At 52.3% G+C, this 23030-nt stretch carries 21 protein-coding genes and 1 tRNA gene; 13 read left to right on the plus strand and 9 right to left on the minus strand.

What is annotated here, in order from left to right; all coding sequences use genetic code 11:
• The first annotated feature begins 54 nt into the window (after positions 1-54).
• The 3 genes from ACYVIY_RS17140 to ACYVIY_RS17150 are packed head-to-tail and all read left to right on the plus strand — an operon-like array spanning position 55 to position 2483.
• Positions 55-849: a DUF4198 domain-containing protein gene (locus ACYVIY_RS17140; RefSeq protein WP_460977603.1), complete on the plus strand. Its 795-nt coding sequence runs from the start codon at positions 55-57 to the stop codon at positions 847-849.
• A gap of 10 nt (positions 850-859) precedes the next feature.
• Complete coding sequence (locus ACYVIY_RS17145) at positions 860-1273, plus strand: DoxX family protein (protein ID WP_460977604.1); 414 nt, start codon at positions 860-862, stop codon at positions 1271-1273.
• Positions 1260-2483, plus strand: coding sequence for an N-acetylmuramoyl-L-alanine amidase (locus ACYVIY_RS17150; protein WP_460977605.1), 1224 nt, complete (start codon positions 1260-1262; stop codon positions 2481-2483). The genes ACYVIY_RS17145 and ACYVIY_RS17150 overlap by 14 nt, the downstream gene beginning before the upstream one ends.
• A gap of 29 nt (positions 2484-2512) precedes the next feature.
• Here ACYVIY_RS17150 and ACYVIY_RS17155 read toward each other — a convergent pair whose 3' ends face one another.
• The 3 genes from ACYVIY_RS17155 to ACYVIY_RS17165 all read right to left on the minus strand — a co-directional run bounded on the left by ACYVIY_RS17155 (position 2513) and on the right by ACYVIY_RS17165 (position 4583).
• Positions 2513-3313, minus strand: coding sequence for a PhzF family phenazine biosynthesis protein (locus ACYVIY_RS17155; RefSeq protein WP_460977606.1), 801 nt, complete (start codon positions 3311-3313; stop codon positions 2513-2515).
• 27 nt (positions 3314-3340) lie between these two features.
• Positions 3341-4036 carry a hexitol phosphatase HxpB gene (hxpB, locus tag ACYVIY_RS17160; RefSeq protein ID WP_460977607.1) on the minus strand — a complete coding sequence of 232 codons (696 nt, stop codon included), beginning with the start codon at positions 4034-4036 and terminating at the stop codon, positions 3341-3343.
• Between the two features lie 259 nt (positions 4037-4295).
• On the minus strand, positions 4296-4583 hold the full coding sequence (locus ACYVIY_RS17165) for a YciI family protein (RefSeq protein WP_460977608.1): 288 nt from the start codon (positions 4581-4583) through the stop codon (positions 4296-4298).
• A gap of 327 nt (positions 4584-4910) precedes the next feature.
• Here ACYVIY_RS17165 and ACYVIY_RS17170 point away from each other — a divergent pair, with 327 nt between their 5' ends.
• Positions 4911-7340 (plus strand): prolyl oligopeptidase family serine peptidase, encoded by a 2430-nt coding sequence (locus ACYVIY_RS17170; RefSeq protein ID WP_460977609.1) that lies wholly within the window; start codon positions 4911-4913, stop codon positions 7338-7340.
• A gap of 171 nt (positions 7341-7511) precedes the next feature.
• Here the strand turns inward: ACYVIY_RS17170 and ACYVIY_RS17175 are convergent, their stop codons facing one another.
• The 3 genes from ACYVIY_RS17175 to ACYVIY_RS17185 form a co-directional block, all read right to left on the minus strand.
• Entirely contained in the window at positions 7512-8018 is a 507-nt protein-coding gene (locus ACYVIY_RS17175; protein ID WP_460977610.1) for a shikimate kinase, read from the minus strand.
• A gap of 78 nt (positions 8019-8096) precedes the next feature.
• Complete coding sequence (locus tag ACYVIY_RS17180; RefSeq protein ID WP_460977787.1) at positions 8097-9194, minus strand: BT_3928 family protein; 1098 nt, start codon at positions 9192-9194, stop codon at positions 8097-8099.
• A gap of 122 nt (positions 9195-9316) precedes the next feature.
• A complete protein-coding gene (locus ACYVIY_RS17185) occupies positions 9317-9856 on the minus strand; it encodes a DUF1599 domain-containing protein (RefSeq protein ID WP_460977611.1) in 540 nt (179 codons plus the stop codon).
• Positions 9857-9962: 106 nt separating this feature from the next.
• On the opposite strand from ACYVIY_RS17185, the gene folP reads away from it, so the two are divergent.
• The 6 genes from folP to ACYVIY_RS17215 all read left to right on the plus strand — a co-directional run bounded on the left by folP (position 9963) and on the right by ACYVIY_RS17215 (position 17994).
• Positions 9963-10805, plus strand: a complete 843-nt coding sequence (gene folP, locus ACYVIY_RS17190; protein ID WP_460977612.1) for a dihydropteroate synthase — start codon at positions 9963-9965, stop codon at positions 10803-10805.
• A 78-nt stretch (positions 10806-10883) separates the two neighbouring features.
• Positions 10884-10956: transfer RNA gene (locus ACYVIY_RS17195), tRNA-Lys, on the plus strand.
• A 359-nt stretch (positions 10957-11315) separates the two neighbouring features.
• Positions 11316-15914, plus strand: coding sequence for a glutamate synthase large subunit (gene gltB, locus ACYVIY_RS17200; protein WP_460977613.1), 4599 nt, complete (start codon positions 11316-11318; stop codon positions 15912-15914).
• Positions 15915-15918: 4 nt separating this feature from the next.
• Positions 15919-16152 carry a DUF6883 domain-containing protein gene (locus ACYVIY_RS17205; protein ID WP_460977614.1) on the plus strand — a complete coding sequence of 78 codons (234 nt, stop codon included), beginning with the start codon at positions 15919-15921 and terminating at the stop codon, positions 16150-16152.
• A gap of 103 nt (positions 16153-16255) precedes the next feature.
• On the plus strand, positions 16256-16480 hold the full coding sequence (locus tag ACYVIY_RS17210) for a DUF4926 domain-containing protein (RefSeq protein ID WP_460977615.1): 225 nt from the start codon (positions 16256-16258) through the stop codon (positions 16478-16480).
• Between the two features lie 23 nt (positions 16481-16503).
• Positions 16504-17994 (plus strand): glutamate synthase subunit beta, encoded by a 1491-nt coding sequence (locus ACYVIY_RS17215; RefSeq protein ID WP_460977616.1) that lies wholly within the window; start codon positions 16504-16506, stop codon positions 17992-17994.
• Positions 17995-18206: 212 nt separating this feature from the next.
• Here ACYVIY_RS17215 and ACYVIY_RS17220 read toward each other — a convergent pair whose 3' ends face one another.
• Positions 18207-18917 (minus strand): DUF2461 domain-containing protein, encoded by a 711-nt coding sequence (locus ACYVIY_RS17220; protein ID WP_460977617.1) that lies wholly within the window; start codon positions 18915-18917, stop codon positions 18207-18209.
• A 217-nt stretch (positions 18918-19134) separates the two neighbouring features.
• Between ACYVIY_RS17220 and ACYVIY_RS17225 the strand changes: the two genes are divergently transcribed.
• The 3 genes from ACYVIY_RS17225 (at position 19135) to ACYVIY_RS17235 (ending at position 20152) form a co-directional block, all read left to right on the plus strand.
• Entirely contained in the window at positions 19135-19569 is a 435-nt protein-coding gene (locus tag ACYVIY_RS17225) for a DoxX family protein (protein WP_460977618.1), read from the plus strand.
• A gap of 35 nt (positions 19570-19604) precedes the next feature.
• Positions 19605-19802 carry a hypothetical protein gene (locus tag ACYVIY_RS17230; protein WP_460977619.1) on the plus strand — a complete coding sequence of 66 codons (198 nt, stop codon included), beginning with the start codon at positions 19605-19607 and terminating at the stop codon, positions 19800-19802.
• Positions 19803-19972: 170 nt separating this feature from the next.
• Positions 19973-20152, plus strand: coding sequence for a hypothetical protein (locus ACYVIY_RS17235; protein ID WP_460977620.1), 180 nt, complete (start codon positions 19973-19975; stop codon positions 20150-20152).
• Between the two features lie 112 nt (positions 20153-20264).
• Here the strand turns inward: ACYVIY_RS17235 and ACYVIY_RS17240 are convergent, their stop codons facing one another.
• Together ACYVIY_RS17240 and ACYVIY_RS17245 are read right to left on the minus strand one after the other, a co-directional pair.
• Positions 20265-21302: a spore photoproduct lyase family protein gene (locus ACYVIY_RS17240; protein ID WP_460977621.1), complete on the minus strand. Its 1038-nt coding sequence runs from the start codon at positions 21300-21302 to the stop codon at positions 20265-20267.
• Positions 21303-21880: 578 nt separating this feature from the next.
• The gene (locus tag ACYVIY_RS17245; RefSeq protein WP_460977622.1) at positions 21881-22909 is read right to left on the minus strand and encodes a chemotaxis protein CheB; all 1029 of its coding nucleotides are present in this window, start codon (positions 22907-22909) and stop codon (positions 21881-21883) included.
• Positions 22910-23030 lie beyond the last annotated feature (121 nt).

Below are 23030 nucleotides of genomic sequence, written 5' to 3' on the forward strand. Positions count from 1 at the left end.
CTGATTTGTTACAGACACAAAATTACTTTATTTAGATTAATTACAAACAATGTTATGAGAAAAGTTTTAACTGTTGCGTTGAGTGTACTGGTCAGCGCAGCCGTTGCCCATGAGTTCTGGTTACAGCCAAACCGATTCTTTGCGCGGGTAGGCGATCAGCTCATTGTCCAGACGCTCGTCGGCGAACACTTTTCGGGGGCACGATCCATTGCAAAAACCAATCGTATTATCGACTACCGGCACCACACCGCCACCGGCACTGCCGATCTGTCTTCACTCATAGCTGGTGATACGTATGGCGAGGTATCAGTTCCGCTCACGACCGAGGGTACGCACCTGATTAGTTTCGCCAATACACCGGCATTGCTCAGTATGAAAGCTGACAGCTTTCTGCTGTATTTACAGGAAGATGGCCTCGATTTGGTCATAGCCGCCCGCCAGCAGCGGGGCGAAACGGATAAACCCAGCCGGGAGTTGTATCAGCGCTGCGCCAAAACGCTGGTACAGGTGGGAACGACTACCGATCGGACGTTCTCGAAACATACGGGTATGCCGATAGAGATCATTCCTGCCAAAAATCCGTACGATCAGCGCTTCGGGCAGATGGCTGAGTTTAAAATCCTGTTTATGGATAAACCCCTGGAGGGAGTGCTCGTGCGCTACTGGACCCGCACCATCGCCAACCAGGTAATCGAAGAAACGCAGCGCACCAACGCTCTGGGCGATGTCAGCTTCCGGCTGCGGGCGGGCCACTGCATGATCAGCCTTGTTCACATGGTACCGGCGGCTGATCTGAAGCAGGCCGACTGGCATAGTTACTGGGGGAGTCTTACATTTGGTTGCCGTTAACGTTCGTCCTATGTCTTCTCCATTCGCCACCCTCCACCGCTACCGGGCTTATGCTCCGTTTTTGCTCCGGCTCGCGTTTGGTTACGAACTCTTCGATGCGGCCGGGCATACGGCTCTTCACCCAACGGAAGGCATACCCGGTTATGCCGACTGGTTACGGAGTCTGGGGTTTCCGTTTCCGGTGGTCAGTGCCATTCTGTCGGCTTATACCGAAAGTATCGGGGCTGTTTTGCTCATTATCGGGTTTAAGACCCGCTGGGCGGCCCTTGCTTTAGGCATTAATTTCGCGTTCGCCATTGCTGTAGCCCATCTGGCCACGCATGATACGTACAAAAACACCTTTCCGGCCCTCAATTTGTTCGCCATGATGGTGTTCCTGATGCTGAACGGGCCCGGCAAACCCTCCGTCGATGAAGGCCTGTAAATTGTATCTCTATCAATTCCTTGTTGTATTCGTCGGACTGTCTGCAGCAGCGCAGACGCCAACTATACAGGATACCGTACTGACTGGCTACACCCGCACCGCCGTTACGCCCCTGTATTACGGACTCGGCACGGACCGGCTCGGCGGAGCGCGTATGGAAACCCTCGACTCTGGTATCGTCCTGTCAGTAACTGGCTTAGCCTGGATGGGTGCGGATACATTAAATCGGTTCTGGCGGGTCCGGCTCGCTCCGTCATTGACCGCTTACGTACCGATTGCGCAGGTAGCCGTCGATACGTCCGGTGGGTATCCGGCGGGAGCCCTGATGGGAAACTGGCGAGTTTACGGCGACTCGGTTAGCACTGATCGGCGTTTACAGTTTGATTACGTCGCTATTCAGCTCCCTGCCCGCTTCCCCTACCGTAGTCAGCAGCAGGTCAATCCAGCGCGGCTCATAATCGACGTATTTGGTGTGACGCCGAATACGAACTGGATTACGCAACTGACCTCCAATCAGGAAATCAAAACGGTCTGGTTTGAGCAACTGGCCGATGAAATCACTCGAATCTACATTGACCTGACCCATCCTCAGTCGTGGGGATATTCGGTGTACTACCAGCAGAATACCTTATTTGTCCGCGTACGTCGTCCACCCCGGCAGCGCAGCTTACGAGGGTTGACCATAGCGGTAGACGCCGGGCACGGAGGTAGCAATACGGGCGCTAAAGGAAGCCAGTCGGGTAGACTGGAAAAAGACCTGACGCTGGCTGTGGCAGATCGCCTGCGTACGCTACTCGAACGAGCGGGTGCAACTGTTGTTATGACCCGCACGACCGATACGTTACTGGGGCCAACGGCCCGCATTCTGGCCATGCGCCGAACGCTGCCCCATATACTGGTCAGCATTCATTTCAACGCATCGGGCGATGCGCGGGTGCGGGGCGTCAGTACGTATTACAAGCACATTGGCTTTCGGCCACTAAGTCAGGCGATCCTGCGGGAACTTCGGAAAACCAACGCCCCGGAGTTCGGCAATGTGGGTCACTTCAATTTCTTTTTCAACGCCCCTACCGACTATCCGAACGCCCTGGTTGAAGGCCCATTTTTGAGTAATCCCGCCGACGAAGCCTTACTGCTCGAAGATCGCTTTCGCCAGGCAATGGCAAAAGCGATCCGGAACGGCCTAAAACGGTTTGTTAAACAACGCTGAACGATGTAGTTGCCCGAAGGATTTTGGGTTTATCGTAAGATTTCGCCCGTCAGATATAGTTGTACCTGCCCACTGATGTCGACCCGGTCGCCGTTGAGTTTACAGCGCAGATACCCGCCCCGTTTCGAAACCTGACGAGCCGTAAGCTCTTCTTTGCCAAGCTGCTCGGCCCAATACGGCACCAGGGTTGTGTGCGCTGAGCCGGTTACCGGATCTTCGTCGATACCCGACTGCGGACCAAAGAATCGGGAAACGAAGTCAACGCCCGAATCAGCATCACCCGGCGCGGTGACAATCACGCCCCTGGCGGGCACCGTGCTCATCTCCCGAAAATCAGGTTCCAGGGCTTCGACCTGCGCCTGAGTTTCATAAACCAGCAGATAGTCGGTCTTACCTTTGAATATAGCCAGTGGCTTTTCCTCTAAACTCGTTAACAGTGCCGGTGGCTGTACGTTGGCTTTCTGCACCAGATCAACGGGAAAGTCAAGCGTCAGCCAGTTGTCTTCGCTCCGGCAAACTTTGAGGGTACCCGAGCGCGACTCGAAAAAGATCTGGTCTCGCTCCAGTTGCTCCTCGAGATAAAAGGCAACATAACCAGCGGCCAACGTAGCGTGTCCGCACAAATCGACCTCAACAGTTGGCGTAAACCAACGGATGTGGTAGTTGGCGTCGCCTTCCGTTTTGACATAGAAAGCAGTTTCGGCTAAATTATTCTCGGCCGCTATCTGCTGCATCTGTTCATCAGGTAGCCAGTCCGTCAACGGAACAACGGCCGCCGGATTCCCCGCAAATAACTGATCGGTAAACGCATCGAGCTGGTATATACGCATAAATAATCGCGATGTGCTGGGCACAGGTTATGATTTAGGAATGGTACTTGTTTCTTGCAATAGGTCGAACGTATCTGATGAAAACGCCGTCAATGAAGGCAGAATCACGTCGGCCAGGTCAAATTTAGGGTCGTTTCGTTCAAAAGCGGCCGGAACAGCAATCGTACGCATACCAGCCGCATGGGCTGACCGCAGGCCGCTTCCGGAATCTTCAAACGCTACGCAATCGGCCGGGGACACGCCCAGTTTACGCGCCGTGCCTAAATAAACGTCCGGCGCGGGTTTGTTGCGGGCTTCAAGCGTAGCGGAATGCCAGAGCGTGAGCAGGTCCCGAATCCCCAGCCGGGTCACGACGACTTCAATTAAACTCATGGGCGATGCCGACGCAATGGCAGCTGGCAGGCCCTGCTGCGCAAAAAACTCAAGGACTTCGATGGCGCCGGGCATGGGCTCCGCCAGGTTGGCAATCCGCACGTGAACGCCGTCCGTGATAGCCTCTGCCAGATCTACCAGCCGTCGGCCGGGTTGGTCCTCCGCGGGCCAGGGGGCGCGTGCATACCAGTACTTCACTACGTCCAGAATGGGCATGCCCGTCGTCTGCTTGCATTCGTCATCGGTCAACTGTAGGCCGACGGTGGAAAACACATCCCGTTCCATTGCGCGCCAGTGGGGTTCCGAATCCACCAACAACCCATCCATGTCAAATATCGCTGCGTGTATCAAAATTAGTTGTATTCAAGAGTTGTCGGGCGCTGTTTCGATTAACAAACCTGATTTTAGGCTTACCAGATCGTATTCAAAGTGCCCGATTCATAAACTAAGAGACCAGTAAGGTGGCAACTGGATATTCATTGCCTGATCTAGGTCCTGTCTTATCTAAATTCACAGTTCGTTAACAATCGAGCGACCGTTTCTCCTATTTTTCTTAGTGTAGACTCAATAATCCGATCAGATTGCCCTAACTCCCGGTAACGCAGGCGAGTTATACGTCGGCTTTGCGAAACGGCTTTACGTCGATTTTTCCCCAAACGCCTTCTACGGCATACGGATCGGTTTGTAAATACTCCGTTAGCTGATCTTCCGTGTCAAGCTCTAGTAATAGCATCGAACCGATCATCTTACCGTCTGGATCAAGCAAGGCACCACCGAACAGAAACTGACCTTTTGCTTTCAATTGCCGAACGAAGTCGAGGTGACGAGGCCGTACATCCACCCGTCGGTCGAGTGCGCCCGAATCGGTGTGATCATAAGCGTGAATAACGTATTGCATTGAATCTATCCTAATTTCGTCGGGCAAGATACCATCTTTCGAGAATTTCGCCCTACCCTTTGTGGGGTTTCTCCGCTTTTTTTGCCGACGTAACGGTGCTGATTCTGCCGGACGGCTACCCTCGAGACTCCTCCTTGCCCACTCATGCACACCGCTCTGGTTTATCCGCTCAACCGAGTCTGAGTCTGCCCCTTGCCAGGAGTGTTGATCGCTGACTTATCTACTGAGCCAGCGGATGGCGGCTTTGTCCCTGCCAGAAATTAATTTGTTTCCCGCTTTTCTTCTTAATTTCCGACTTTTTAGCCAATTCGCCTACCTCATCATCTCATGAAGCGCCTTTTTTGCTGGCCGCTGGCCATGCTAACATTACCGGCTCTTGCCCAGCCTAAACCGGTGGAAATTCCCGCCCGGGCCGCCACCACCCTCACCGTCGAAACCATCATGCAAGACCCCAGGGTCTGGATGGGTGTCTCCCCAAGCAACCCGTTCTGGTCCGATGATTCCCGGACGCTTTATTTTAACTGGAATCCGGTTGGTGAAAAAGCCAAAGGCGACTCGTTATACAAGGTTACGTTCACTGCTAGCCCGCGCGGCAAAGCGTTAGTGGCCTCGCAGCCAACGAAGGTGACACCCGCCGAGCGCCGGGCTCTGCCTGCTGCTCCAACGGCCGCCTACAACCGGGCCCGGACCCAGCGAATTTTTGAGCGGCAGGGCGATTTGTTCTGGCTCGACGTAAAAACCGGACGAACACGTCAACTAACGAACACGGTGGATGCCGAAACGGACGCCCTTTTTTCGGGCGATGAGCAACGGGTCATTTTTCGGCGCAGCCCCAACCTGTTCAGCATTCACCTTCAAACGGGCGAACTGACCCAGCTCACCGATTTCCGCACGGGCGCAAAAAAGGCCGACCCTAAACTTACCGACGAAGAAAAGTTTCTGAAGCAGGATCAGTTGCGCTTGTCGGATGTGCTGAAGGAACGAAAGGAAAAGAAGGACGCCGGGGAGCGCATCACGAAAGCGGACCGCCCGAAACGCCCGAAAGAAATTTACCTCGACGAAAAGCAGCTTGTTAATCCGCAGCTTAGCCCGGATGGCCGCTTCGTTACGTACCGGCTCAGCAAAAGTGCCGCCAACGCGAAAACGGCGCAGGTACCTAACTACGTAACGGAGTCGGGCTATACCGAGAATATCCCGGCGCGTACCAAAGTAGGCGCTCCGTTGCCCACGCAGGAGTTTTTTGTGTATGATACCGTAAAAGACACCGTTCGGACCGTGGGCACAGCGAATATTCCGGGCATCGGCGACAAGCCAGCGTTTCTGAAAACGGTTACGACCAGCAAACCGGACACCAGCAAAAAGAACCGTCCCGTCGTGATCAACGGTCCAGTCTGGTCGGAGGATGGGAAGTTATGTGTCGTAGTGGTGCGATCGCTCGACAACAAAGATCGCTGGATTATGCGCCTTGACTTGGACGCAAGCCCGGCCGGAACGCCAAAACTCTCCTTGCTCGATCGCCAGCATGACGATACCTGGATCGGCGGGCCCGGCATCGGCTCGGCCAACTCAGTGGGCAACATGAGCTTCCTGGCTGATAACCAGACGCTCTGGTACCAGTCGGAGGCCGATGGTTACTCGCACTTGTACTCAGTGAACGTATTGACCGGTGTAAAGAAACAACTGACATCGGGCAGATTCGAGGTGCAGCAGGTGCAATTGTCCAAAGACAGAACCCAGTTTTTCCTGCAAACCAACGAAGTGCATCCCGGCGAACAGCATTTCTACCGCATGGCCGTCGCGGGCGGTCCACGTACCAGACTAACCAGTATGACCGGCGCGAACGACGTAACGCTTTCGCCCGACGAAACCAGACTGGCCATTCGCTATTCGTCCACCAATCAGCCCTGGGAGTTGTATGTCAGCCCGATTGATGCGCCAGCCAGCCCAACCAAACTGACGAGTTCATTAACCGATACGTTTAAAGCCTACGACTGGCGGGAGCCGACTCTGGTAACAATACCGTCCCGCGATGGTCAGACGATCTACGGTCGACTGTACAAGCCCGCGAAAACTACCGGCAAAGCCGTTGTGTTCGTTCACGGCGCGGGTTATCTGCAAAATGCGCATAAGTGGTGGAGCCAGTACTTCCGCGAGTATATGTTTCATAATCTGCTGGTTGACCGGGGCTATACGGTGCTGGACCTGGATTACCGGGCCAGCGCGGGTTACGGCCGCGACTGGCGGACGGGCATCTACCGACACATGGGCGGCAAAGACCTCGACGATCATGTTGACGGCGCAAAATGGCTGGTACAAAATCACGGAGTAGACGCCAGCCGAATCGGCATTTATGGGGGCTCATACGGCGGATTCATTACGTTGATGGCCATGTTCACAACGCCCGATGTGTTCAAGGCTGGAGCCGCGTTACGTCCCGTTACCGACTGGGCCGCTTATAATCACCCGTACACGGCGAATATCCTTAACGAACCCCAAACCGATTCGCTGTCGTATCGTCGTTCGTCGCCTATCAATTTCGCCGAGGGGCTGAAAGGGCACCTGCTCATCTGCCACGGCATGGTCGACGTCAATGTGCATTTTCAGGATGCTGTCCGGTTAGCTCAGCGTCTGATCGAATTGAAGAAAGAGAATTGGGAACTGGCCGCTTACCCGGTCGAAGACCACGGTTTTGTAGAACCAACCAGTTGGATGGATGAATACAAACGGATTCTGAAGTTATTCGAAGAGCGCCTATAAGCTTTGCTGATGCGCATTTGAGTTGGAAGAAAACGTGATTCTGTCATTTCGACCGCAGGGAGGAATCTTCTCGTATGAAAACCTCCATCGGTAGAAGATTCCTCCCTGCGGTCGGAATGACGAAACTGCTCTCTTAAAACCCTAAACAACTTCGCGGGCAACTACCCACCTTCACAGCAGCGCTCCTACGCGCTGAAGAACGTCGTCGGCATTTGTTTCTCCGGAGACGATCAGATGAGCCTGGCTGTAAAACGGCAGCCGCGCTACGTAGCGGGCCTGTAAACTTTGCAACAATTCAGGATCGCTTGGGCTGTAAAGCGGCCGATCTTCCTGGGCGTGGGCCATCATCCGACGTACCAGCACCTCCACCGGCACATCCAGGAAAACCGATACGCCGGTTGCATTAATGTACTCCATGTTTTTGTGGAAGCAGGGCATACCCCCACCGGTCGAAACCACCAGACTAGCCCCCGGACGTATGGCTCGGAGAACCTGCCGCTCAGCTTCCCGAAAGTAAGCCTCCCCCGATTCGGCGAAAATAGTCGCGATGGAGCGCCCCTCATTTCGCACGATGAGCTTATCGGTATCCACAAAACGATAATGCAGCACATCGGAAATACGCTTACCTAATGTGCTTTTGCCCGACGAAGGCATTCCAACCAGGAAGATGTTTTTCATTCGCAATGAGCGAATGAGTAATTGAGTGAATGAGTGAATGGCTGACGCTGAGCAGTCTACATTCACTCATTCACTCAATTACTCATTCACTAATTTTTTAACCTCAGCCGCGTCTGGGGTTGTATTATAATGCCACTTACCCCGCACCACGCCATCTTTCATGAGCCACGTACCGGGATTCGATCGCATAATGGTTTTGAGCACCGTGGCATCGGCTTTATAATATGGAATCTCTTCCATCTGAAATTCTTTCCGGAACGCCTTGATCTCGTCATCGCTGGTCGAGGTTAGGATATACGTTGACACGGCTGAGCCCTTCAACCCTTCGGCCAGCGCCCGAATAGCGGGGATACTGCCCGCATCGATTCCCTTCGTGGTTTTAACAATGATGAATAACTTATTGCCTTCAAACGTCTGCTGCGTGAAGTCACCTTCGTCGTTCCAAATGCGGTAATCGGTAATCTTGGGCTTGGCGCTTTCGTTGACCAGCACCATTTCTTTGAACTTGTAGCTCTGGTCGGCTGGGTACTGTTCAAACTCAGTGGTTTTCCCGCCTTTTTCCATGATGTATTTGTACCGCAGGGGCTCCGATGGCTTCATACCCGCCGGAATGCTTTTGCCAACGGCATACGGCAGCATATCGATCGGGGGCAGAAACTGAACGGCATAAATTCCCAGCGCCAGCGTCAGTACGGTCGTAATGCCGACCAGCCAGCCGGTGTTCCGGGGACGAATCCGGTTTCGGTGGCCAATGATGAACAGGATCAGAATCGTTAGCACAACGTCCTTCCCGAAGGATGTCCACGGCTTGAGCTTAATGGCATCTCCGAAACAGCCGCAGTCGGTTACCCGGTTGAAATACGCCGAATAAAACGTCAGAAACGTAAAGAATACAATCAGGAAAAACAGCAGCCAGGTCGTTGTTTTGGGTTTGTACGAAGCCAGCAGCGCTACGCCCAGGATAACTTCGGCCGCGCAGAACAGAACGGACATGGCCAGCGTGAACGGTACTAATCCCATGAAGAAATCATGCAGAAACGGTACGTCCTGGGCAAACACCTCGAAATACTCCTCAAATTTTATCTGAGTGCCGATCGGGTCGTTTAACTTAATTAGGCCGGAGAAGATAAAAACAACGCCAACCAGTACTTTAGCGATCCGAGCCGCAATCAGCATGGGTGGAGTCCCCGTCTTAACCTTTGGTGGAGTGGTAATTTGATTCACGTGTTGTTGCTGAATAAAGGCTAGAAATTAACCAGTAGGAATGGCCTGATGCTTCCCGACAGGTAGTTGATAATTTAGAGACTTGTCAGTTTTATTAAACAGAAAACGGCATAGTTGATCATATCCATATAATTAGCCTCAACGCCTTCCGAAACCAGCGTACTGCCCCGATTATCTTCGATTTGCTTCGTACGTAACAGCTTCATCAGAATAATATCGGTCATTGAGCTCACCCGCATCTCGCGCCAGGCTTCACCGTAGTCGTGATTTTTGGCAAACAGCAGGTCAATTACCCGGCCAATCTGTGCGTCATACAGGCGCTCCAGCTCGTCCGTCGGAATATCCGTACGCGAATCGCTAGCCAACTGCATCTGAATCAGGGCCATAACGCAGTAATTGATAATCCCCACAAATTCAGGCTCGATGCCTTCGCCAACGCGGCTAACGCCGGTTTCCTGTAACGTTCGGATGCGCTGCGCTTTGATGAATATCTGGTCAGTAATGCTCGGAAGCCTTAAAATCCGCCAGGCGGTACCATAATCCTGGTTCTTTTTTAAAAATAAATCCTTGCAGCGTTGAATTACCTGCCGATATTCGGTTTCCGTAGTGGACATGGTCATTACCTGATCATTCGGTGTCATTGCTTGCCATTCGTCGTCTCGATCGTTTACCAATGCACGACTACCATCGACTACGGATGACGCTTAACTGACATTTTTAATGGCGAAAGTTACGAAAAAAACGCTTAACTGCCGGGGTCGGCTGGTTTCCTTAGCTACGCCCGTCGTCATGGGTATCCTCAACAGCACACCCGATTCGTTTTTTGCCGGAAGCCGCATTTCGCTCGATAAAACCGTAGAGACTGCCCAGAACATGCTGGCCGACGGAGCGACGTTTCTGGACGTAGGTGGCTATTCGACCCGCCCCGGTGCCTCGCCCGTCAGTCCAGCCGAAGAAGCCGATCGGGTGTTGCCGATTATCGAAGCCATTTTAGCTGCGCTGCCAGATACCCTGATTTCGATTGATACGTATCGGGCAGCGGTGGCGCGGCAGGCCGTTGAAGCGGGGGCCACACTGGTCAATGATGTGGCGGGTGGTACGTTGGACGACGCGATGTTCTCAACGGTCGCCGGGCTGGGGGTTCCGTATATACTTATGCACATGCGGGGGACGCCCCAGACCATGCAGTCGCTGGCTCACTATACCAACGTAACGAACGAGGTTATCGACGAACTGGCCGGTCAGTTAGCCCACCTTCGCGCCCTGGGGCACAAAGATGTTATTCTTGACCCTGGTTTCGGTTTTGCCAAAACACCGGCTCAGAACTTCGAACTGCTCCAGCTTCTCGACTCCTTTCAGATATTCGACGAACCGGTGCTGGTCGGTCTCTCCCGCAAATCAACCATCTGGCGGACGTTGAACACGACACCCGATAAAGCCCTGAATGGTACGACGGTTCTGAACACGATTGCCCTCACAAAAGGCGCAACCATCCTGCGCGTTCACGATGTTCGGGAGGCTGTAGAAGCGGTGACATTACAGCAGCAGTTAACTTTTTTTTAAGGCAACTATTGCGCTTACTAAATCAAAACCCTACTTTTGCATTCCCAAACGACAACGACCCCGTTTCAATTGGGAAATGATTCGGTAGCTCAGCTGGTAGAGCAATACACTTTTAATGTATGGGTCCTGGGTTCGAATCCCAGCCGAATCACGAAAACGCAAAAAGCCGCTCGATTGAGCGGCTTTTTGCGTTTATTATGCTATTGGTAGCGGACAATTTTTCACTTGAAGAGCCATCAATATATTCACTTTTCAAGAACAACTATAATCAAATTCACAAAGGAGTCCTTCTGCAATATAATTCCGATAAACCCTATTTTTGCCAAATTTTTTTTGTAGTATATTGCGTGACTTTGTCGCAAACATTCGTTATTCCAGCCCTTATCTCCCATTCTAATTACCCGCTGGACGGATTAATAATTTCTATTTTTTTAATTTAAGCTTTCTTTTTTTGACATTCTCCTAATTGGGATGCTAAAAACGACTGCCTCATCCAACGCTGTTACGACCATGTCTGATCAGGTTGACCAACAAAACCCACTAAAGAACTCCGGCAATTCAGGCCTGTATCGCCCCGAGTTTGAACACGACAACTGTGGAATTGGCTTTGTCGCTCACATTAAGGGGCGCAAATCGCACCAGATTGTGGCCGACGCGCTGCAAATGCTTCGGCGCATGGAGCACCGGGGCGCGGTAGGTTCCGAACCCAACTCAGGCGATGGAGCTGGTCTGCTCATTCAAATTCCGCACGAGTTTTTCCTGGATGAGACCCGAAAACTGGGTGTACACCTGCCACCCGCGCTGGAATACGGTGTAGGTATGGTGTATTTTCCGAAGGATGTCTGGTTACGGGAAGAGTGCCGGGCCATTCTGAACCGGAACATGAAAAAGCTGGGCCTGGAGTTGCTTTGCTACCGGGTTGTGCCGGTCAATAACAGCGATCTGGGCAATGGCTCCCGCTCGTGCGAACCCCAAATGGAGCAGGTGTTCATTAAACGCCCAGCGGATATCAACAACCCCGAAGATTTTGAGCGTAAACTTTACATTCTACGAAATTATAGTACTCGCCTGATCAATGAGACGGTAGCGGGCGTCGATACGTTTTATTTCTCGTCGCTTTCGTGCCGGACCATTACCTATAAGGGTCAATTAACTACGCTTCAACTAGAGCCTTATTTCCCTGATCTGCAACGGGAAGAAGTGGTTTCGGCCCTGGGCGTGGTGCACTCTCGTTTCTCGACCAATACGTTCCCCTCGTGGAAGCTGGCGCAGCCGTTCCGGTACATCGCCCACAACGGAGAAATCAACACAGTACGTGGTAACGTCAACTGGATGAAAGCGGCCGAAGGGTTGCTGGAGTCGTCGAAGTTTACCAAAGACGAGATGGACATGCTATTGCCCATCTGCGACCCGAACCAGTCTGATTCGGCGAACCTCGACAATGCTATTGAATTGCTGGTCATGAGTGGCCGGTCGTTGCCGCACGTCATGATGATGCTCATTCCCGAAGCCTGGGATGGTAACGAGCACATGGACCCCGCCCGTAAGGCATTCTATGAGTTCCACGCGGCTTTAATCGAGCCCTGGGATGGCCCCGCGTCGATCTCTTTCACCGATGGGCGTATCGTCGGCGCGACGCTCGACCGGAACGGCCTGCGTCCATCCCGCTTTTGGGTCACCAACGACGACATCGTCATTATGGCGTCTGAAGTAGGCGTACTCGACATCGACCCGGCGAAGGTGGTTTCGAAAGGTCGCCTGCAACCCGGCAAGATGTTCCTGGTCGACATGCAGCAGGGCCGTATTGTATCGGACGAAGAAATCAAAGCCGAAATGTCGTCCCGCAAGCCGTATCAGGAGTGGCTGGACGCCAACAAGATTCGGATTTCCGATCTGGAAGCGCCAATTCGTTCTTACAATCCGTACGACCCGGCTAAGCTCCTGCGGATGCAACAGGCCTTCGGCTTTACGTCGGAGGATTTGCGGATGATTCTGGCCCCCATGGTCGAAACCGGCAAAGAAGCGCTGGGCTCGATGGGTACCGACGTACCGCTAGCCGTATTGTCGGAGCAAAGCCAGCATTTGAGCCATTACTTCAAACAGTTATTCGCGCAGGTGACGAACCCGCCCATCGACTCGATTCGGGAGCGGTCGATTATGTCGCTGATTTCGTTCGTTGGCGCTACGTATAATCTGCTCAGCGAATCGCCCGAACATTGCCGTCAGGTTGAACTCGACCAACCGGTACTGACAACCTCCGAATTCGACAAGCTGCGGTTCATTGACAAACCCAAGTTCCAGGCGAAAACGATTAACTGTCTGTTCACCGCCGACGGCCAGGGCAAGTCGCTCGAACGGGCACTGGACCGGATTTGCCGCTACGCCGAAGACGCCATTCAGGACGGGTATTCGATTCTGGTTCTTTCTGACCGGGCGATCGACTCCAGCCACGCGCCGATTCCGTCGCTGTTGTCTACGTCCGCGATTCACCACTACCTCATTCGTCAGGGCCTCCGGGGCAAAGTCGGTATCGTAGTGGAAGCGGGCGACGTATGGGAAACTCACCACGTTGCTACGCTGATCGGTTACGGGGCTTCGGGGGTGAATCCGTACATGGCCTTCGAAACGATTGCCAACATGAAAGAGAAAGGGCTTTTGCAGGTTGACTACGACCTCGATAAGCTCTATAAAAACTACGTAAAAGCCGTTAACGGCGAGTTGTTAAAGATTTTCTCGAAAATGGGCATCTCTACCCTGCAATCGTACCAGGGCGCCATGATTTTCGAGTGCTTAGGCCTGAATGAAGACGTAGTAAGTCGGTATTTCACCGGTACGGTTTCCCGCATCGGCGGCATGGGTCTCGACGAAATTGCCCGCGAGATTCTGATCCGTCACTGCGTAGCGTTTCCCGACAAGCCCGTTTCAGTTCCTCGTCTTGAAGTGGGCGGTATTTATCAGTGGAAACAGCGGGGCGAGAAACACATTTTCAACCCGGATACCATTCACCTGCTCCAGCAGTCGACCCAGCGGAACGATTATCAGCTCTTCAAGAAATATTCGAAGCTCATTGACGATCAGACGCAGAAGGCCATTACGCTGCGTGGCTTGCTGAAATTCAAGAAAGGTACGCCCGTTCCGTTGGATGAGGTCGAACCGATCGAAAGCATATTCAAGCGGTTTGCCACCGGAGCAATGTCGTTCGGCTCGATCTCCTGGGAAGCGCATACTACGCTGGCCATTGCTATGAACCGCATCGGCGGCAAGAGTAACTCGGGTGAAGGTGGCGAAGACGAATTACGGTATAAGACACTCGAAAACGGTGACAGCCTGAACTCCGCTATTAAGCAGGTAGCGTCTGGTCGCTTTGGTGTAACGAGCTACTACCTGACGAATGCGAAAGAGTTGCAGATCAAGATGGCGCAGGGTGCTAAACCCGGCGAAGGGGGTCAGCTGCCGGGCTTCAAGGTAGACGACTGGATTGGCCGGACGCGCCATTCAACGCCCGGCGTTGGCTTGATTTCGCCCCCGCCCCACCACGATATTTATTCGATTGAGGATTTAGCCCAGCTAATTTCTGATCTTAAGAACGCGAACCGCGAGGCACGCATCAGTGTAAAACTCGTTTCGGAAGCGGGTGTAGGTACCATTGCTGCTGGTGTTGCAAAAGCCCATGCCGACCACATCCTGATTTCAGGACACGATGGTGGTACGGGTGCCTCTCCCCTGTCGTCGATCCGGCACGCGGGTCTGCCATGGGAGCTTGGTTTAGCCGAAGCCCACCAAACGCTGGTACGTAACAAGCTGCGGGGACGCGTAACGGTACAGGCCGACGGCCAGATGCGCACAGGCCGCGATTTAGCCATTGCTGCCCTGTTGGGTGCCGAAGAGTTTGGTGTAGCTACCGCAGCTCTGGTTGCTACGGGCTGTATTATGATGCGGAAGTGTCACCTGAACACCTGTCCGGTAGGCGTTGCTACGCAGAATAAAGAACTGCGCGCCTTGTTTACGGGCAAGCCGGAGCACGTAGTGAATATGTTCACCTTCCTGGCAACGGAACTGCGCGAGATCATGGCTGAACTGGGTTTCCGCACGATCAACGAAATGGTTGGTCAGGCACAGATGCTCAAACTCCGCAATGATCTGCCGCACTGGAAATATAAAAACGTCAATCTGGATGCCTTGCTTTATAAGCAGCCTACCAACCTTGATGTGGCCCTGTACAAGCAGGAAGAGCAGAACCATTACCTGGACGACGTTCTCGACCGGAAGCTGATCGACGTCGCGCAGCCTGCCTTGACATCAGCCGAGTCGGTATACGCCGAGTTTACCGTCCAGAACATCGATCGCAGTATCGGCACGATGCTGTCCAACGAAATATCGAAGGTATACGGCGGCCCTGGCTTACCCGAAAGCACTATTCACTTTAAGTTGCGCGGTACAGCCGGCCAAAGCTTTGGAGCCTTTAGCACAAGCGGTATTAAACTTGAACTTGAAGGTGATGCCAACGATTATTTCGGCAAAGGTCTCTGCGGGGCTCAACTGATTGTGTACCCAGACCGAACCGCTACGTTCAAACCCGAAGAAAACAGCATTGTCGGTAACGTATCGTTCTACGGTGCGACATCGGGCGAAGCCTTTATTCGGGGTATGGCCGGCGAACGGTTCTGCGTACGTAACTCAGGGGCGAAAGTCGTTGTCGAAGGTGTCGGCGATCATGGCCTGGAGTACATGACCGGTGGCTTAGCCATTATTTTAGGACAGACCGGCCGCAACTTTGCCGCGGGTATGTCGGGTGGCGTTGCCTACGTCTGGGATCAGGACGGTACGTTTGCCTCGAAGGTGAATCCCGAAATGGTCAGTCTCGAAGCCTTAACCGACGAAGATCAGGCTATCGTGCGCGAATACGTAGACAAGCACTTCCAGTACACAACCAGTAACGTAGCGCTGTCGCTAATTCAGGACTGGGCGAACGGCATTGGTCAGTTCGTGAAGGTCATGCCTGGCGACTTCCAAAAGGCGTTGGCTAGCCGGGGCATCTCACTCGCCGATCAGATCCGCGACAAGAATGTAGTGTACCAGGATATTGTGGTGGATGTGACGCAGGGGTGAGTTCATGAGGTTACCGAATGTTGATCGAGCAGCGATTCCTGACAGAAAAATAATAGAGTATCTGCTCGATCACGCTCATCCTCAAAACAAAGGCAAGGCAGCTTTTTATGAACTCGTTGGCTTTTCAAAAGCGAATGCGACAGCCTTAAAAACTGCGTTGGTCCGGTTTGCCGAGGAGAATGGAATCACAAGAGTTGTCGAAAATGAATACGGCAATCGTTACATCATAGAAGGTTAGCTACCTCGTCCGAATGGTAAATATTATCCATTACGAGCCATTTAGTTCATTGCTGTCGACGAGGAAATTCCTAAATTGGTAACAGCATATCCGAATTAAAACGATGAACGAACGTGATTTGGTAGCTTTATTAATTGATTTACCAGAAGCGGGCTTGTTTCGCGGTAACGTTGGAACAGTCGCTCTGATACATGGAAATCAAAAAGGATTTGAGGTCGAGTTTGTGAATGCAGGCGGTCGCACAATTGCAGTAGAAACCTTATCCCTAAATCAAATACGCAAGATTGAACAGGAGCAGGCAATCTTGCATGTCTCTCAATTGCCATAACTTATTTTGCTGATCACGGCACGATGGGAAAACCTACCGGATTTTTAGAATTTGCGCGCGAGCTACCCAAAAAGCGCGACCCGCAGGAGCGGATTCACGATTATAAGGAAATCGAAGTGCCGGTTTCGGAGCAGGACTCCCAGCGGCAGGCCGCACGTTGTATGGACTGCGGCACCCCCTTCTGCCACAGCGGCTGTCCGCTCGGAAACATTATTCCAGAGTTCAACGACGCGGTATACGAGCAGAACTGGGCCTATGCTTACGAAATCCTGAGTTCAACCAACAACTTCCCGGAGTTTACCGGCCGTATTTGTCCGGCTCCGTGCGAAGCCTCGTGTGTATTGGGCATTAACAAACCACCCGTTACCATCGAGTTTATTGAAAAATCGATTGCGGAAGTGGCGTTCGAGCGCGGATACATTACGCCGAAACCACCAAAAGTACGTACGGGTAAACGCGTAGCTGTCGTTGGCTCCGGCCCCGCTGGTTTAGCGGCTGCAGCTCAACTCAATAAAGCTGGTCACACCGTTACCGTTTTCGAGCGGGCCGATCAGATTGGCGGTTTGCTGCGCTACGGTATCCCTGATTTCAAACTGGAGAAGTGGACCATCGACCGTCGACTGGCGGTTATGGAAGCTGAGGGTATTACGTTCAAGACGAGTGTAAATGTCGGGGTTGATATTAAGGCAAACGATTTGCTGGAACAGTTCGACCTGGTCATGCTAACCGGTGGATCGACGGTACCCCGTGACCTACCCATTCCGGGTCGCGACCTGAAAGGGGTTTACCCGGCCATGGAATTCCTGAGTCAGCAGAATAAGCGGGTTGCCAACCGCCCGGTACAGGTCAACCACCAGGGCGTTCCATACGCTGACGGCGAATTGTGGGCGACTGACAAGAACGTAGTCGTGATTGGCGGTGGTGATACTGGCTCCGACTGCGTGGGTACCTCAAACCGCCACGGAGCGAAGAGTGTAACGCAGATCGAGCTGATGCCGATGCCACCGAAGGATCGGGCAGCATCTACCCCCTGGCCAAACTGGCCGATGATGCTGCGGACCAGCACTTCGCACGAAGAGGGCTGCGAACGTCACTGGTCAATTAATACAAAAGCATTCATTGGTGATGAAAACGGCAATCTGAAAGCGTTACGTATCGTTGACCTGACCTGGAAAAACGAGAACGGTAAAATGCAGATGGTTGAGCTTCCAGGCTCAGAGCGCGATATTCCCTGCGAACTGGCCCTGCTGGCGGCTGGATTCCTGCACCCACAACACAACGGCTTGCTCGATGACTTAGGACTTGAGTATGACGAACGGGGCAACGTAAAAACAAAGGATTATCAGTCCTCAACCAATCCAAGAGTATTTGCCGCGGGCGATATGCGTCGCGGACAGTCGCTGGTTGTTTGGGCCATCTCCGAAGGTCGCGAAGCGGCCCGCGCTGCCGACTGCTACCTGATGGGCGAAACACTGCTGGAAGCGAAAGCCGTATCGATGATCGAAGCCGTTTAGTACGTTTAAAACCACAGTAGATACACAAGAGAGCCAGCCAGGCTATCCTGGCTGGCTCTCTTTATGTTGATACAATCCTGTGCTGTATCCCTCCCAGCCTCCCCTCGAAGAGAAGTTTATCCTGGTAAGTTCTGCTCCTCTCCTTAGAGGGGAGGCTGGGAGGGGTATTTAGAATGTGTTGGGGCTGTACGTCAGCATGGTTAGTTACCATCTTAGAGCGTAACCGGCTCTTCTTTTTCGTCGAAGAACAGATAATTCAGGAAGTCGCAGTAGGGTTTTATGAGCTGGCAACCGCGCACAATCTCATCCGCGAAATTGGGTTTTAGTACGTCCTTGTCCGTGAACCGATGGATGAAAAACAGTTCTTTCCGACGTAACAGGTCAATTTCCGGGTGGTCGGCCGAGTAACCTTTCGGCGCTGTTTTCATCACTTCACCGGCGGCTTCGGGAAAGAACGCTTTAAACTCGTCGGCTTCAATAATCTCTTTTAATTCATCGACATTGTAGTCAATCTCCTGTCGAAATTTGGCCAGATTCGCGGGCGTAGGCTGCCACATGCCCGCCCCTAGAAACGACTGGTTGTTGGGTTGAATCTGTACGTAATAGTCAATCCGGCCGGAGTGACGACCACCGGGTCCCACGGCGAACGCCAGATTTGATTTGTAAGGAGCTTTGTCTTTAGAAAAACGGATGTCGCGGTTGATGCGAAAGATGCAGTCTTTTACGGCCGTATTGGCCAGCGGTTCAAAGGGAGCCAATCCGGCGAGAACCCGCTCGACCACGCCACATAGCTCAGTTTTAGCGGCATCGTACCGGCTTCGGTTCGCGTGGAACCACTCCCGATTGTTGTTTTTTACCAGATCACGTAAGAAAGTAAACGTTGGTGCTGTCAGCACAGCTTTTGAAGTCTGTTTTGTTGTCATAACTAATCAAAGATAAGCACTCGCGCTCATCTAAGTGGCATCGCTCGGCCGATTGTCCCTGAAACTTTTGATCGATTTTTACCACCGATCCAATGTCTATCAACTGCCTCCTACCTGCATCAAGATTGTACTTACAAGATAATATATTGTATATTGTCTTGACATTAAGCGTCTTAACACATACATTAGGTATAGATTCACTAAACCTGTTGCACGTATGAACCTATTACACCGAGTTGAGCATTGGGGTGACACGCATCACCCTGCCTGGACTGACGCGTTGCGGATTATGCTGGGGACTATTCTGGTGCTGAAAGGCATTAGCTTCATTAGTGACACTACGTACCTGACGCAGTTAGTGGGCGGTTTGCACTTCGACCTGTGGGCCGTTATGCTGGTGCATTACATTGCGTTTGCGCACCTGATGGGTGGCTTTCTGATCGCAGTCGGCTGTTTGACGCGGCTGATGGTGCTGCTGCAACTACCCATTCTGGTCGGGGCGGTTTTCTTCGTGAATATTAGCCGGGGCTTTTCGGCCCTGAATTCGGAGTTGTGGCTTTCAGTTATCGTGCTGATGCTCTTGCTGTTATTTCTGGTATTGGGCTCCGGACGCTTTTCAATGGACGAATACGTCAAACAAAACGCCCGCTAAGGGGTTAGGTCCTGAAACACTCAACGCAAACGGTTATGGCAAAGTCAACATTGGACAAGGTCGAGGAGGAGTATCAGGACCAGCGCATTACGGGAAATCAGGGCAACGGTACGCAACACGGCGAGAAAGGCAACGGCCGCTCGTCAACCTCTCATAAGAGTGCCAAACACTCGAAAGGAAACAGCAGCGCCGGACACGCCACCGGTGGTAACAAAGGTGGTCATAGCAACTAATTGATCAAGTCATCAGGAATAAATCCAGAAGCAGGCACCGATCGGTGCCTGCTTCTGGATTTATAGGCTGGTTAGGTCAGGCCGTTACGTCAGTTTCGCAATCAGTCTACTCAATAAGTAGTTTATAAGGCAGCATCACAACGTAATCGTGCAATCAACGCAACAACGCCATGAACCTGTTCATCAAGTACTATTCTCCGCAAACTGGCGGAGGAAATAGCTCGAAAAATCAGAAAGAGGAAGGTAAAGCCGGAAAAGACGGCAGCCATCAGCGCACTACCAAGAAGACGACGGAGAAACCCGACGATTCGGTGCCAGATACCAAGAAGAACGCGAACAGCGTCGATTAATCGTTAGAACCAGGATTTATGGGATTATTGCTGATTAACAGGACTCTGAAAACGCTTTCTCCGAAAGAAAAATCAGATAAATCAATTTCAATCCTACAAATCCTGGTTCTGATCAGAATATATACCGGATTTCGCACCAGGGAATTTCCTCATCAACAATGCGCTCGAATACGGCTACCATCTTCGACTTAAGCTGGTGATCATAGCGGATGTTCCAACTACCGTACTGGCTGCGCTTGTTTTCCTGAAGTTCCGGCACCCACAGCAGTTCCTCCGCCTTGGGGTTGATGGCTAGGTTAGCCTGGTGCTGCCACTGGTTATGCGTCAGAAAAATAACCTCGCATTTAAGCTGCGCCTTCACTTCAGGACGTAGTTGGGCGTCGAGTTGTCGGAACAGGTCCCGGTAGTCGTCGCGCCACTGCTTGCCGCCATATACAATGACGGGGGAGAAATTAACGTGCACTTCGTACCCTGCGTCGTAAAAATCGTTGATGGCCGCAATACGTTTCTCAATGCTGTCGGTCCGTACGTCTACGAGTTTACTGACATGGGAAGGCATGAGGCTAAAGCGAATCCGGACCTTGCCTTTGGGATCAAAGTCAAGCAAGTCGCGGTTCACGAACTTAGTAGCAAACGTCGCTTTGGCCCGCGGATGATCGCGGTAAAATTCAAACACCTGGCGGATACCGTCGGATAGGCTGTAGTCGACCGAAATATCGGAATTGCAGCCAATATCGTAAGTCCAGTACGTCGGGTCGGTCTGGTTGACCGGCTTCGGCCAGGCCAGCGTATGCACGTGCTTGTCTACCGTCGCCATAATCTCGTCGACGTTGGTAAACAGCGTAATGGGATTTACTTTCTTGTGACGGTCGACGTAGCAGTAGGCACACCCCCCAAAGCAGCCGTTTGCCAGGCTCGGAGCGATGTAGTCGGAGCTGCGGCCACTCCACTTAATATCCTGCGTCTTGAGCTTACCCAGAACCAAGACGTCTGATTTAACCTTAAAGTGATTCATACCCAGCTCAGGGAGCCGGTTATGCTGCGTGACCTCTAAGGTCTCAGCCTCCGGATATTGACTCAGAATGGCCTCCCCTCGTTCGTTGAGGGAATCGGCGGTATATAGCACAATACTGGGCTTGAAATCAGGCATGAAATTACGTTGAGTGTCTGTAATAAGAACAGTCTGCTACAGGCATTAGTTCACCACGTTACGCACTTAACTAATTGATAATTAACCATTTGCTAGCTAATTTATACAATAAACAGCCCCTTCTTCGCCTATTAGGCCGTCTACTAATAAACATAGAACTCTATGTGCAAATTAGACACCATCTTCTTCAACTTTAATTCGGTCTTAACGGCCCAAATAGTTGATAAAACCTTTACCGCCGATACACCTGCGTAAGACCTGGACGGGCAGAACCTGTCGATGGTGTTTCAACAGCTCGAACAACAGTGGCAGGAAGTGCTTCGTGAACCCATCCGGACGACAGAATCCGACCTCGATTGGCTAAACGCCCTGATGCAGCGACATCTGAACTGAACGCCCCTGATCAACAAATTGAGCACAGTAAACAAACGATATTCCGGATTGAGATTAGAAAGGTTTACTGGGACCGGGCGGCATACAAGGTTGTTAGGGCAGGCACAACGAGACAGGAAGTCCGTGATGCAGCGCCTTGATTAGTTGCAAACCCGTATCGTAGAGCCGACGTAACGCTTAGTTCATTACGTCGGCTCTGCGTTCTCTATATCTTCGCTCAACTGCTCTTGCTGGAAAACCAGTCCATGTAGTTTTACAGACCGTTCTCTGGTTTCAGTGGCCTTCCGGTAAAACTGGTCAGCGGCTTCGGTATCACCCGCTTCCGTAAAAAGCTTCGCCGACTGCTCCAACAGGATGATGCTTTCTTCCAGGCCACGGATCGTGCTCCAGAATGCATCTTCAACCGTCTTCGTTACTTCGGCCAGCAGCGTGCTGGCCGTATAGGCATGACCGGTATGGCACCGGTACCGAATCAGCTTTCCTTCTTTGAAGCTGACCAGCGCACCATGACATTCGGGACAGGTGAGCGGAGTGAGTTGCCCCATGCCCAGCACGCCCATTTCGAATGCATTTTGCTGAGCGGCAATATGGACTTCGGTCTGCAATCGTTCCATTTCATCCATGGGCAGTTCCGGGGTTTCAGGAGCCTGTTCTTCCGTTAGTTTACACAGTAATGCCGGAATTTCGGCCAGCGGCACAACATACTCAACCTCAACAAATTCGAGCACACTCTCGGGCATACTCGGATACATGGCGTCTTGGGGCTGCTGAACAATACCCAGACCGCCTAGCCGCTTGACCGACCACATCCCCGACGTACCATCGTTGAGCAGTCCCGTGAGCACGACGCCAATTACACGCGTGCCGAATGTATAGGCCGCCGAACGAAACAAGGCGTCGATTGACGGACGAAACCGATTCTCTTTAGGTCCTTTCTTGACCAGGATCGTATGATCCTCCACAAGCATGTGGTGATCGGGCGGGGCCACGTAGACATAGCCAGCCTGAATGGATTCTCCATCTTTGGGGTGAACCGCTTTCAGCGACCCGACATGGGTCAGAATTTGGGGCAGTAAACTCGGTGAATAGGGTGCTACGTGCTGCACGACAAAAATAGGCGCTTTGAAATCCGCAGGTAATGCCTCTACAATTTCTTTCAACGCTGTAACGCCACCTGCCGAAGCCCCTATTACAATAATATCGCGTTTAGTCATAGCCGTAAGCGTAACGAGCTCGTGTCGCAAACTTCTCTGCGAAGAATAGCTTTTATTTTAAAATATACCGACTTTTAAACGGACATTCAGCTGAATTAACAGAAATACGCTCCCGGCCCTT

The organism is Spirosoma knui (assembly GCF_054780635.1).

Coding starts and splice junctions, on each gene's coding strand:
- ACYVIY_RS17140 (WP_460977603.1), top strand. CDS start 55: ATGAGAAAAGTTTTAACTGTTGCGTTGAGTGTACTGGTCAGCGCAGCC.
- ACYVIY_RS17170 (WP_460977609.1), top strand. CDS start 4,911: ATGAAGCGCCTTTTTTGCTGGCCGCTGGCCATGCTAACATTACCGGCT.
- ACYVIY_RS17210 (WP_460977615.1), top strand. CDS start 16,256: ATGAACGAACGTGATTTGGTAGCTTTATTAATTGATTTACCAGAAGCG.
- ACYVIY_RS17245 (WP_460977622.1), bottom strand. CDS start 22,909: ATGACTAAACGCGATATTATTGTAATAGGGGCTTCGGCAGGTGGCGTT.
- ACYVIY_RS17220 (WP_460977617.1), bottom strand. CDS start 18,917: ATGACAACAAAACAGACTTCAAAAGCTGTGCTGACAGCACCAACGTTT.
- ACYVIY_RS17155 (WP_460977606.1), bottom strand. CDS start 3,313: ATGCGTATATACCAGCTCGATGCGTTTACCGATCAGTTATTTGCGGGG.
- ACYVIY_RS17145 (WP_460977604.1), top strand. CDS start 860: ATGTCTTCTCCATTCGCCACCCTCCACCGCTACCGGGCTTATGCTCCG.
- ACYVIY_RS17185 (WP_460977611.1), bottom strand. CDS start 9,856: ATGTCCACTACGGAAACCGAATATCGGCAGGTAATTCAACGCTGCAAG.
- ACYVIY_RS17225 (WP_460977618.1), top strand. CDS start 19,135: ATGAACCTATTACACCGAGTTGAGCATTGGGGTGACACGCATCACCCT.
- ACYVIY_RS17230 (WP_460977619.1), top strand. CDS start 19,605: ATGGCAAAGTCAACATTGGACAAGGTCGAGGAGGAGTATCAGGACCAG.
- ACYVIY_RS17165 (WP_460977608.1), bottom strand. CDS start 4,583: ATGCAATACGTTATTCACGCTTATGATCACACCGATTCGGGCGCACTC.
- ACYVIY_RS17150 (WP_460977605.1), top strand. CDS start 1,260: ATGAAGGCCTGTAAATTGTATCTCTATCAATTCCTTGTTGTATTCGTC.
- folP (WP_460977612.1), top strand. CDS start 9,963: ATGGCGAAAGTTACGAAAAAAACGCTTAACTGCCGGGGTCGGCTGGTT.
- ACYVIY_RS17175 (WP_460977610.1), bottom strand. CDS start 8,018: ATGAAAAACATCTTCCTGGTTGGAATGCCTTCGTCGGGCAAAAGCACA.
- gltB (WP_460977613.1), top strand. CDS start 11,316: ATGTCTGATCAGGTTGACCAACAAAACCCACTAAAGAACTCCGGCAAT.
- ACYVIY_RS17180 (WP_460977787.1), bottom strand. CDS start 9,194: ATGCTGATTGCGGCTCGGATCGCTAAAGTACTGGTTGGCGTTGTTTTT.
- ACYVIY_RS17235 (WP_460977620.1), top strand. CDS start 19,973: ATGAACCTGTTCATCAAGTACTATTCTCCGCAAACTGGCGGAGGAAAT.
- ACYVIY_RS17240 (WP_460977621.1), bottom strand. CDS start 21,302: ATGCCTGATTTCAAGCCCAGTATTGTGCTATATACCGCCGATTCCCTC.
- ACYVIY_RS17215 (WP_460977616.1), top strand. CDS start 16,504: ATGGGAAAACCTACCGGATTTTTAGAATTTGCGCGCGAGCTACCCAAA.
- ACYVIY_RS17205 (WP_460977614.1), top strand. CDS start 15,919: ATGAGGTTACCGAATGTTGATCGAGCAGCGATTCCTGACAGAAAAATA.